A 12118-nucleotide genomic window follows, 5' to 3' on the forward strand; every position below is an offset into this window, starting at 1 on the left:
ATTTTCATTAAGTAAATCCTGTTACCCCACCCTGCCTGAAATGCCTGTTGTTTTTAGTGAAACATAGGCTAAACCCTGGCGAAATATTTTTACAACAAACAATTGAAATCCCGTTTCTGTCTGCAATATTTACGTGCATCCTCGTATGTGTAACTTAACCAATCTATGAAAAAACAATTCTACTCCCTGACCTTTTGTATCCTTGCCTCTGTCTTTCTAAGCAGCTGCTTTTCAGTAAAAATGGTAGCGCCTGCCAATAGTGAAGTTACTTTAGCGAGTGCCTATGAACCACTGCCTATCAAACATAAAGTAACAAACTGGTACGCACTCTTTGGTAGTGTTCCAGTATCAAAAAACTCCAAGACCGACAAAATAATCGAAGAGATGCAATTAACTACAGTGAGAATGGAAACTAAAGTCACTTTTGGTAACTACCTGCTCAATGCATTGCTAAATGCGATTATCCCAACCACCATTGTTACTAACACAACAATTATCGAGGGCGATATCAAAAAGTAATTCAACCACACCTTAACCTAAAGGCTTAAGTCTACCTGACTTAAGCCTTTTTTTTTGCCCTTAACTGAAAATATTTTCGTGACCTATACAATGTCTTATTCAATCAATACCATAAATTTACTTTGTACTTGAGGATGTGTAGCCGTTAAGAAATCAGTCAGACTTGAGCAGTCGTAAACTATTTAAAAAAAAATGAAGAACATAAAAATCATTTCAGTAATCGCTGTCTTGATTCTGTTAACAAATTCTGTGTATGCACAATCAGAAAAGCCTGCTCATAAATCAGCAGCCGACAGCTTTGAGGCCAATTACAATGCAGATAACTTTGATGCAATCTTTGCAAGCTTTTCGCCTGAAATGCAAAAGGCCTTGCCTATAGAAAAAACCAAAGAATTTTTAGCAGGTCTAAAACAGCAGGCCGGAAAGATTAGTAAGCGTGAGTTTGTACGATATGAACAAAGTTACGCTGTGTATAAAACAAACTTTGAAAGAGCGCTTTATGCCATTAACCTTTCCGTTAACAATACTTCCGCCATCAACGGACTTTTTATAAAGCCCTTTGTAGAAGATAACCTTCCCCAACCAGTACGAAATACAACCAAGCTAATCTTACCGTTTAAAGATGAATGGTATGTTGTTTGGGGTGGCGACACCAAAGAGCTGAACTATCATGTTGAACACAAAGCTCAGAAAAATGCTTTTGATATGGTGATCAAAAATGAAAAAGGAAATTCCTATAAGACGGATGGAAAGACTAATGAAGATTATTATGCATTCAACAAAGAATTAATCGCTCCTTGCGATGGTACTGTTGTTTTAGTTGTGGACGGAATCAAAGACAATATACCCGGAACATTAAATCCCTTGTATGTACCCGGTAACACCGTAATTATAAAAACAGCCAATAACGAATATTTGTTTTTGGGGCACTTCAAACAAAATTCTATTGTGGTAAAGCAAGGGCAAAAAGTAACACAAGGCCAGCCGTTAGGCCTTTGTGGTAATTCTGGAAATTCTTCGGAGCCCCATTTACACTTTCATATTCAAAATACTGAAGACATGAACGTAGCCACGGGTATAAAATGCTATTTTGATAAAATTCTTGTCAATGGCACCGCTAAAGAGGATCAATCACCGCTTCAACATCAAAAAGTTAAAAATCAATAGAATTGTAAAGTTGTTTTTATAAACTGGCTTTTTTCATTTACTCAGATTAATATGAATTTAATTTTAAAGTGAAAGCATATCCCAAACCAATTATAGTACTAAGCTTTCTATTTCACCTGATGCTTATCAGTAAGTGCTACGGACTTGATGCAGTCGATACAACAGAACAAGCATCAAAAAAGTGGTTTATTATTTTACCCTTGCGTTTTACACAATTACAAAACAGCAACACAATGCTGAGTGGTATAAAACTGGGTCGCTCCATTAACAATCAGCTTGACGCCTCCATTTCAATTTACCACTCCTTCTATCTCACTAGTTTTAAGGCCGAGGCCAATCTATCAGGCTTTACAAAGCAACCCCGACTCTTTATTAATTGCATGGCTACTGAACTGGAATACTATTTCTTTAAAAAAAATAAAATGGCTTTCAGCACCCAACTCTTAATGGGCTGGGGATTTATTAAGTACGACTCCAAAGAACAAAATTTTAAAAGCAAACAAGTAAACTATCTGGCTATTGAACCTTCATTAAATGCATATCTCAAACTCAACAACAATACTTTTATCGGATTAGGCATTGGTTATCGTCCAATATTAAGCAACAAACAAATATCCTATTCTGCTGATAATGGTGCTGGAGAACTCCCCATTTCGAAGAAGCTGCCGAATGGCCTCAACATTTTGCTATCTCTGAAAGGCTTTTTATAACAAGTCTCCTATTTCCCTGATTCCAGGCAACTTTCAATTATAGACAGGTCTCTCTAAAAGATTAACAACACTATTTTCATCCTTAACTTAAAACGGACATTCCAATCGATTACAGCGATAAAATCAGGTGAACAAAGTCTTCCATGAACCACGAAATATTACATTGCGTTTGAATCGGTTTAATTCCATTATATGTTTTATCTTCTGCAATGAGTGAACAATTGAAAAATATACTGCCTGAAAATAAAATACCGGAATTGCTTTCCATTGCAAATGCAAAATCCATTAAAGCATTTCAGTTTTTTATCAATAATGGAGATGTGCCTGCTAAAATTGCTTTTGTCAATGCAGGACTTTTCCGGTATGTCTACACCCACGACAATGGGAACGAATTTACAAAAGCGCTTATAACCGAGAATAGTTTTATCAGCTCATATTCTGCTATGGTATTAAACAGACCCTCCTACTTTTCTATTGAAGCATTGGAGGATTCCAGCATTATGGAAATAGCATGGGCTGATTTCACGCAACTCATGGATAAAGATCCTTTCTGGATTAAGTTTCTACTGAAGTTTCTGGAAAAAGGCTACATCATCAAAGAAAAAAGAGAGCGGGATTTACTCTTACTGGATGCAGAGACAAGGTACAAAAACTTTTTAACGGAATTCCCCGGACTGGATCAGCGTATTAAGCAAGGGGTAATTGCTTCTTACTTAGGCATTAAGCCAGAAACGTTGAGTCGCATACGGAACAAAATCATTTTTTGATCTAGATCAATGCTTGCAAGGCAGTATTAACCAAGCTTGCAGCATGATTAGACAAAATATGAATCTCAGCAACAACACCATTCTCATAACGGGTGGCAGCTCCGGGATTGGCCTTCAACTAAGCAAAGTATTAATCCAGAAAGGCAACAAGGTAATTATCTGCGGAAAATCGAATGAAAAGCTACAAACAGCTCGTACACTGGAGCCTAAACTGATTACTTACCAGTGCGATCTTGCTGACGCTACTGCTTGCCATGATCTTGCTGCGCAACTAATTCACGATCACCCAGATTTAAATATACTCATCAACAATGCTGCTATTGCGCATAAAATCGATTTTATAAAAGATAACAATGCGTTGATGCTGGCTGAATATGAATACCAGACGAATCTGCTGGTGCCTATTCGACTGATTAAACTACTTTACAATACGATGCGAGATAATGATAATGCAGCCATTATAAACATAACTACAGGCCTGGTATATGCACCCAGGGCCATCTATCCATTTTACAATTCATCCAAATCAGCTATTCACTCCTTTACACAAACACTTCGGTACAATTTAAGAAACGAAAATACCCAAGTAATTGAAGTCTTGTTTCCAGCGGTAGATACACCCTGGCATAAGGGTGCACCACCCAAAATTGCTATTTCAGCAGTGAAGGCTGTGCATGAAATGGTTGAAGGATTGGAGAAAGGAAAAACCGAAATCAAGGTCGGTGGCGTTAAAATTCTTTATTGGCTATCAAGGCTAGCGCCAGCGTTAGCATTTAAAAAGATTAATCAGGTCGAGTAAGCATCATCTTCGCCTGATGGACTTAGGCCCTTCTTCTGTAATAATGTCGATAATCGATTGATGAAGATTTTCATCTTTGATTACATAATTTCTGATGCCTTGCTGAATGAACTTAAGTACCATGGTTCCGTCATCAATGGCACTGGCCATGATCACGAGTGTTTCCTCCGGCAGATAATGTTGTAGTTCAGTATAAACTTCAATCCCTGTCATACCCGGCAACTGATAGTCAATAATCAAAATGTCTGGGTATTTTTCTTTACAGGCTTTCAGCCCACTTTGTCCATCATCAAAAACAGTAACCTCAGCTTCGTAAGTGTTTCTAAGCATGGTAGATACGACAGAGGCGGTCAGAGGATCGTCTTCAACTAGGTAAATGGAGGTCATACAAAAAAATGGTTCAGTAGACTAAATCAGATTGGCTTGAAGTTCTGAAATGTTAGCAACTTATCCAACATGAGCTCAAGGAAGGCTGTTGATTTTTAAGATTTTGTTTTATTCTGTCTGACCCTGTATTACAGATCAAAAGCTGACGCTTCTTAGTACATTGCGGTAGGCAAGGAACGGACAGGATAGAGAAATCTTCTGGTGATTTAGATAGCGCTGGATAATGGTAAGTAATATGTCAAGAAATCACTTTATCACCTGCAAAGCTGCCTCCGCTGCATACCGCACATCTTTATTAGTAGAAATGTCTAAAATGCGTTGTATACTCTTAGCAGCTGGAGCGGCCTCTTTACCGATTTTTCCAAGCAGCGTAATCAATTGAAACTGCAATCCTCCATCATGTATGGTCGTCTTGTCAAGTCGTGCTTGTAAGGGTGCCACGGCCGGTTTACCAATTTTAACCAAGGCCTCTTTGGCTGCTTCTGTATCATTGCCATAATTGGGCAAGGCCGCTATCATAAAGTCAATGGCTATTCGATTACTTGTCTTACAATTTCCCAATACCTGAATTGCTAAAGTGTGTGCAGCCAGTAAATCACTTTTTTCGTCTAATGATTTATGAGCAAGAAAGGCAACCAATGCATTTTCAAGATTCTTTGGCGCTTCTTCTTTCAATACGAGAAACTTCATTACTTTTAGTTGCTCACTCACCATAGTGCCTCTTAATATTTTATCGGCTTCTTCAAGTGTAGGAATAACACCTGGTATTGAAATATTATACTTGACACAAAAATTCAAACGGTCTTCCTGCTGACTGGGATATGGTGTGCTGACAGCGTATTGTGCAAAACGCTCGCGACTAAGGTTAACCAGCTTCTTCAAATCTTCTTCCGGATAATCGCGCTTAATTTCTTTATTCCTTTCTTCGTAAGTCGACAATTTAAAGTGCCATGCAAAATCATACAACTGCTCGCTGGCTTTTGCATAATCATGTTCGTTAACAAAGGCAGCAATCCATTGTATAATCTCCGATTTTCTCTCTGCCCTTACCTCCTCTTTATACATGGAAGTTAGTTCCGAGAAAAAAGTTGCTTTTTGTTTTTCATCCAGCACCAGGTCTTTTGCATATTTTTCAAATACATATTGCCTTAAGGATTGTGCTTTTTTCAAACCTTCCATCATTTCAAAATAGGCCAGCTCTTTACTGATGGGTAAGGGCAAGCCAAACTTTCCATCTGCCACCAATTGGAATACAGCATCAATACGTGATTTGCTGACCTCCTCATTGGTAGCAGTTGGTCTGGCTAACAGATAATCGAAATAATTCGACAACCAGTAATTACCAATACGGGCAACGGCTTTGAAACCCGACTCCCATTCTTCGCGCTGCAATTGTTCATCGCTCACCAGAAATCTGATAATTTCCATGGCACGATCATCTTTTGTCGGGTAGGCAATGGTATCTAACGTTTGCATCAGGAAACGATTATAATTTGCATGCTGAATTTTATAACGTGTAAAAGTATACATCACATCAAAATGTAAAAGGCCACAGCTGTTGTCAAAACCAGTTTGCATCGCTTCAATGGCTACAGCATCAATTTTTTGTTGGGTAGACAAATCGTTGAGCTTAAGTCTGAACTCTTTCACTTTTAGCTTACACAAGTCTGCCGCAGATGGTTTGGGTGTGTCGCTCACACCATTGCTGCTATTGATGGTAACATGAATGGCGGGCGATGTTGTTGGTTGCGCAGGCGAGGCATTCTCTTGTTCTTTTTCACTATCCGACTGCTGAAACAAGGTGGCTAAATTTTTATCTACCTTAATGCGGCCTGCAAAACTCATCAGCACCTCTCCGGTGGTAACATCCAACAAGCGCGCACTTACATCTATATACGATTTAAGTTTTGTATAGGTACCTGACAGGATTACATCAATGGGTGCCAACTGTCCTATCTTTAAGGCTGCGGCTGGTTTCATCAGATCGCTGAGCTCTAATTCCTGTTCTTTCAAAATAGCATCCAGGCGGGTGCGCTCAAAAAGCTTCACCTGATTAGCATAGTTTCCGGCCTGCCCCATAATAGTCTCTGTTAAATACTCACCAAACTGAGGCGAATTTTGAATAGACGACTTCGTGGCCGTAAAGGGAACAATACCCAAACGCATGGGTGACTTAGTCACTGGTGTATTGATTACTTTCTGCGTTAGTTCATTGGTTACAACAGAATAATTTTTAGGCTTTTGACCTAAGACCATATTGGTGCAAAACAGAAGTAAGAGTAGGGTGAATTTCATCTTTTACTAATCTTTGGTGTGAAGTCAACTATTTTTGCGGTTCTTATACAATAAGAAAGCACTTTATTTTATCGTCTGCCTGGTTTCATTACTAAAGTTTACTAAAGATTTAACCAAACGCAAATGTGGAAATGCCAAAGCATTTTAAAGTTGACGCATGAATTATATGATTATCCTATTCTCAGTTTGGACTAATCAATTTAATCTGCTGATTATTCGGTCTCAACAATGGCTAAGGTTTCAACATAACGCAACTGATCTTCCGTATTAATTGCTACATTACTTACCCATTAACAGACACTGTTTAAAAGTCAGGATCCAGACCCAAACGATCCCTGAGTTCTTTAAACATCGGATTCTTGGAGGATAGGTATTCAAATTTATCGCGAGGCGTGTAAATCATTTTTCGTTCTTCCACAACGCGTAGCTCACCCACTACCTGTATGCTCGAATTTTGTAAGCGTTCTCTTAAAAAAGTATTTAGCTCCAGCCTGAATTCGTTGAGCATTGTCTCCTGAATCGGATTAGACAATGGCATCACTATTCGCGTATTGTTTCTTTCGTAAGGTTGAGCTAATAAAAAATAATCCGCTTGCTGTTGTTTACGTGTTTCAGCAAAAATCGTCCAGGCCTCTTTCAGCTCTTCATCGCTAAAAGCCTTGTCCTCTTTAACAGTTTGTTGAGATACCTGTGCGCCATTCTCCTCTACCTTCTCTTCAACTTTAAGCAGGTTGTTTAGGTTTATACTCTTCGGGGCGGATTTAAACCTGGTTTTCTCAGCAAAGTCAGGCTTGGGTGCTACAAAACCAGTCGCGACTGGTGTTTCCTCGCTTGCTTTAACAACTGTCGGTACAGCTATTTTCTCAATGGTTTCAACAGGTGTTTGTTCTGTCTCAGCGCCCTCTAGGCTATCACTTTTTTTTTTGCCTCAGCGGCAGATGCGTTGAGGCTGGATGCACTGATGAGATGCGTTACATGCGCCATCTTCATTAAAGCCAGCTCAACAGTAAGGCGTTGGTTCTTACTTGCCTTGTATTGCATGTCAGCCTGGCTGGCCAGGTTCAGCCATGTTAATAAAATTTGTGGCGGACAGGCTTTTGCCTGCTCTGCATAACTTTTCTTAACGCTGTCGGGTACTTCCATTAACTGAACAGTACGTGCATCCTGCGACACAAGTAAGTTTCTGAAATGCTCGGCAAGACCTACGATAAAATTCTGGCCATCAAAACCTTTTTTCAATACTTCGTCAAAAAGCAATAATGGTTGCGTATGGTTCTGTGACATTAATGAATCTACTACCTGGAAATAATAATCGTAATCGAGGATATGCAGATTGTTGAGTACGCTCTTAAATGTAACACCTTGTCCGGCAGCGTAAGTAACCATTAAATCAAAAATGGATAAGGCATCGCGCAAGGCGCCATCCGCTTTTTGCGAAATCAGGTGCAACGCTTCATCTTCTGCCGGGATGTTTTCAACCTTGGCAATCTTTTTCAGGTGATTGGCAATATCACTTATCTGAATACGGTTAAAATCAAAAATCTGACAACGCGAAAGTATAGTTGGAATAACCTTATGTTTTTCGGTGGTGGCCAGAATAAAAATAGCGTAAGCAGGCGGTTCTTCCAGTGTCTTCAAAAATGCATTGAAGGCAGCATTGGACAGCATGTGAACCTCGTCAATAATGTATACCTTAAATTTACCGAATTGAGGGGGATAACGCACCTGGTCAATCAGATTGCGGATATCTTCAACGGAGTTATTGGAAGCCGCATCCAGTTCAAAAATATTGAGTGAGTTTTGCTCCGCTTTTTCTTCAAAACCATTAATTAAACGAGCCACAATACGGGCGCAAGTTGTTTTGCCAACCCCCCTGGGACCGCAAAAAAGGAGTGCTTGCGCCAGTTTGTTGTTATCAATGGCATTTTTCAGCGTAGTTGTAATATGCTCCTGCCCCACTACCTCATCAAAACCTGAGGGTCTATACTTACGTGCTGATACAACAAATCCTTCCATTAGGCTGCAAAATAGAATAAGTAAAGAAAAATCGAAAGCTTTAAATTGACTCGTCTCGTAATTTATTAATTGATAAGCGGATAGGGCTTAAACTTTTCGTAGCTTGTAGTAACAGTTTGGCGTATTGTTCACTTCAGCAAATCCCCTATGAAGTTCCTTTTGCGTTTTTTGCCTGTCTTATTTTTTCATTGCTCTCTGGCACAGCCGGGCGGTGGCTTGCCTTTTGTCAGCAATTTCCCTACCTCTACCTACCGGCAAGGCCCTCAAAACTTTACGGTGTTGCAGAGCAGGGAGGGCTTGATTTATGTAGGTAATAATAATGGCTTGTTGGTTTATGATGGGGTGGACTGGAACCTGATTACTGTAACCAATAAATCAGAAGTGCATGCACTAGCACAGGATGAAGATGGCACTGTGTATATAGGGGCGCAGGGCGACTTTGGTTATTTAGATAAAGCTGATAATGGTGAGCTTACATATAAATCACTGCTTACGCTGTTGGACAGTAGCTATAGAAATTTCAATGATGTTTGGTCTATACATACAACTCCAGATTTGGTGGTTTTCAGGTCTACTAAAGGATTGTACCTCTATAACAAACAACAGCAATCCATCAAGGCTATTTCATTCCATACAACCAGACACCGATCGTTTTTGGTAAATAACGAAATATGGGTAAGGTTAGAGGATGTTGGCTTACTCAGCTTAAAAAAAGACAGCCTTGTACTGGTTCCGGGTGGTGCACTTTTAAAAAATGAGTCTATCAATGCAGTCTTTAATTACGGAAATAATCAAACACTGCTCATTTCTGAAAAAAGAGGCTTGGTTTTGTATGATGGCAACAGTTTTTCTACGCTAAACAGCGCTGCCAATGCTTTGATTGTTACACAAAACAGCTTCGGCAAGATGTTAAGTAATGGCAACTATGCGATTGGTACGCGAACCAATGGCCTGCTTATTCTTGACGCTTCCGGAAACATACTTCAGCATATTACAAAAAAGCAAGGGCTGATGGACGAGTCTGTCTGGTCTATTGAAGAAGACAGATTTACTCATAATTTGTGGGTAGCCTGCAATAATGGAATCAGTTTAGTGGAACTTGGCTCACCTTTTACTTCTTTTCAGGAAAGATCGGGTGTAAACGGGCAATTCTACTACCTTACCTCGTATGCAACATCACTTTATGCAGCAGGTTCGTTAGGATTGTTTAAAAAAGAAAAAAATCAACATTCAGATGGTTTTATTCCTTTCCAGCCAATCAGCGAAATTGGCTTTCAAGCCTGGCATCTGTACAGCGATTCAACTACGCTTCTTGTTTCTGCCAATGCCGGTATTTTTAGTGTAGACAATAACAAATTGATAAACATTGGTTTTAATAACCGGGCCTGGTATTTATTACCCTTAAAAAAATTCCCCGATTACATTCTGGCCAATACTGTTGAAGGTCTTGTCTTATTGAAAAAAACTAAAAACAAATTTACTGTCTATCGTAAACTTGTTAATAGCCCTGAGTCGATTTATTATTTTGCTGAAGATGAAGAAGGAGACATTTGGATTAACAGTCCTACACGTGGCATTTATCGCTTAAATTTTAGTAATGATATAAGTGCTGAGCCAGCATTGAGTTTATTCACAGAAAAAGATGGGCTGCCATCTGCATACAGAGTCCGTCCATTTGCGCTACAACATGAAGTCGTGTTTGGTACAGAGAAAGGTTTGTACCGTTTCAATAAGAAGACACAAAAATTCGAAAGTCATGTAACTTTAAACAATCAGCTCTTTGGTACTGTACCAATGTGGGTTGAGTTGCTCAAGGAAGATCTGGAGGGAAACCTATGGGGAATATATGTTTTACAAGCCAAGGGCAAAAGATACTCCATAGGATTTAGCGGGCAACCTTCAAAAGATGGATACATGGTGAGGCATGACATCTTCAAAAGAATTAATAGTCTGAAGATTAACGATATCCATATTGCCGATCGCAATAATATTTACTTGCTTACTTCGGATGGAATTGTTCATTACAATCCACAGTTACAGTCTCCACAAAAAGTTCCTGTACTGATTCGCGCAGTGCTTGCTATTCGTGAGGATTCTTTGCTGAGCAGGGCAGTACTTGACAATATTCCTGCAGATTTAAATAGTTTGAGATTTCATTTTGCCGGTATGGGATTTACTTCACCTGGTGAAATGGAATATAGTTATCAGTTGGAAGGCTTCGATAAAAGGTGGTCGGACTATGAAATACTTCCGCAAAAAGAATATACAAACTTACCTGCCGGTGATTACACTTTTCGGGTAAAAGCCAGAAGTTTTCAAAATGTAATCAGTGAAGAAAGTGTATTGCCTTTTACTGTGCAGGTGCCTTGGTACCAAAGCTTATGGCTCTACGTATTTTATTTGATAGGCGCAACGTTTCTTATCATCTCCATTGTGCGTTGGCGATCCAATAGTTTAAGAATGGCCAATCAGCGCTTGGAAAAAAATATTGAAGAACGAACACTCGAAATAACAAAACAACACCATGACATTTTAGATAAAAATCAATTATTAGAAGCGCAGAAAGAAGAGATAGAAACAAGTAGAGAAGAGATAGAAGAAGCCAACCGTGTAATAGCGCAGCAAAATGAAAACCTTAAATACATTAACGCCAACCTGGAAAAGATTGTAGCATCCAGAACAGGAGAATTACAGCATGCATACAAAAACCTGCTGGCAATAAAGCAAGAGCTGGATACTTTTATTTACCGTTCATCGCACGATATTAAAGGTCCTCTTACGCGATTACTCGGTCTTTGCCACATAGCTAAACTGGATGTGCAGGATAAGACAGCCCTCCAGTATATCAACTTACTGGAGGCAGAAATTAATGCCACCAATAGAATTTTACAGAAGCTGTTGGTTTATCAACGTATTAAAGACTGGAATCTGCAACCAGAAAAAACAGATCTTGAAAAACTTGTTGATCGTGCTTTAGTGCAACTCGATAACCTACCCGACTTTGCCGTTACCCAATTCGAGCGCAATGGTCAGACTTGCCATATTGCAACGGATGCCTATTTGCTAGAGGTTGCCTTGCAAAATGTATTGGAAAACGCCATACTGTTCAGCGACCGCAGCACACCGAAAGTCAATATCTCGTGTCATCGCCAGCAAGACGATTTACACATTCAGATTTCAGATAATGGAAGAGGTATAGAAGAAGCGATTAGTGAAAACATTTTTACCATGTTTTACCGTGGTAGCGAAAAAAGTAAGGGGGCCGGTCTGGGCTTGTTTATCGCTAAAGAGGCACTTAGTAAAATTGGCGGGCACATCCACTTAAAGAATATGCCGGGTTGGAGTACTACTTTTGAAATTATTCTGCCGATGCAATAGTTGTAAATGCATCTGCTACCTGACAGATTACCCGCAGGAACTTTTTAAACACTATATTTGTATTTTACTAAGCATAATCA

The 12118-nt window shown here is 39.4% G+C and carries 10 protein-coding genes; 6 read left to right on the top strand and 4 right to left on the bottom strand.

The features are described from left to right. The first annotated feature begins 165 nt into the window (after positions 1-165). The 5 genes from ACO1XM_RS19945 to ACO1XM_RS19965 all read left to right on the top strand — a co-directional run bounded on the left by ACO1XM_RS19945 (position 166) and on the right by ACO1XM_RS19965 (position 3962). Positions 166-519, top strand: coding sequence for a hypothetical protein (locus ACO1XM_RS19945; RefSeq protein ID WP_486232320.1), 354 nt, complete (start codon positions 166-168; stop codon positions 517-519). Positions 520-711: 192 nt separating this feature from the next. Beyond that, the gene (locus tag ACO1XM_RS19950) at positions 712-1686 is read left to right on the top strand and encodes a peptidoglycan DD-metalloendopeptidase family protein (RefSeq protein ID WP_486232322.1); all 975 of its coding nucleotides are present in this window, start codon (positions 712-714) and stop codon (positions 1684-1686) included. Positions 1687-1805: 119 nt separating this feature from the next. Beyond that, positions 1806-2396: a hypothetical protein gene (locus tag ACO1XM_RS19955; RefSeq protein ID WP_486232324.1), complete on the top strand. Its 591-nt coding sequence runs from the start codon at positions 1806-1808 to the stop codon at positions 2394-2396. A 209-nt stretch (positions 2397-2605) separates the two neighbouring features. Continuing rightward, entirely contained in the window at positions 2606-3163 is a 558-nt protein-coding gene (locus ACO1XM_RS19960; protein WP_486232326.1) for a Crp/Fnr family transcriptional regulator, read from the top strand. A gap of 43 nt (positions 3164-3206) precedes the next feature. Next, positions 3207-3962: an SDR family oxidoreductase gene (locus ACO1XM_RS19965; RefSeq protein WP_486232328.1), complete on the top strand. Its 756-nt coding sequence runs from the start codon at positions 3207-3209 to the stop codon at positions 3960-3962. A 3-nt stretch (positions 3963-3965) separates the two neighbouring features. Here ACO1XM_RS19965 and ACO1XM_RS19970 read toward each other — a convergent pair whose 3' ends face one another. The 4 genes from ACO1XM_RS19970 to dnaX form a co-directional block, all read right to left on the bottom strand. Beyond that, positions 3966-4349 (bottom strand): response regulator, encoded by a 384-nt coding sequence (locus tag ACO1XM_RS19970; RefSeq protein WP_486232330.1) that lies wholly within the window; start codon positions 4347-4349, stop codon positions 3966-3968. 246 nt (positions 4350-4595) lie between these two features. Then, positions 4596-6644, bottom strand: a complete 2049-nt coding sequence (locus ACO1XM_RS19975; protein ID WP_486232332.1) for a HEAT repeat domain-containing protein — start codon at positions 6642-6644, stop codon at positions 4596-4598. A gap of 304 nt (positions 6645-6948) precedes the next feature. Continuing rightward, positions 6949-7182 (bottom strand): hypothetical protein, encoded by a 234-nt coding sequence (locus tag ACO1XM_RS19980; protein ID WP_486232334.1) that lies wholly within the window; start codon positions 7180-7182, stop codon positions 6949-6951. Between the two features lie 365 nt (positions 7183-7547). Beyond that, the gene (gene dnaX / locus ACO1XM_RS19985; RefSeq protein WP_486232336.1) at positions 7548-8660 is read right to left on the bottom strand and encodes a DNA polymerase III subunit gamma/tau; all 1113 of its coding nucleotides are present in this window, start codon (positions 8658-8660) and stop codon (positions 7548-7550) included. Between the two features lie 147 nt (positions 8661-8807). Here dnaX and ACO1XM_RS19990 point away from each other — a divergent pair, with 147 nt between their 5' ends. Then, on the top strand, positions 8808-12038 hold the full coding sequence (locus tag ACO1XM_RS19990; protein WP_486232338.1) for a sensor histidine kinase: 3231 nt from the start codon (positions 8808-8810) through the stop codon (positions 12036-12038). The last annotated feature ends 80 nt before the right edge of the window (positions 12039-12118 follow it).

It is taken from the genome of Chryseotalea sp. (assembly GCF_057350905.1).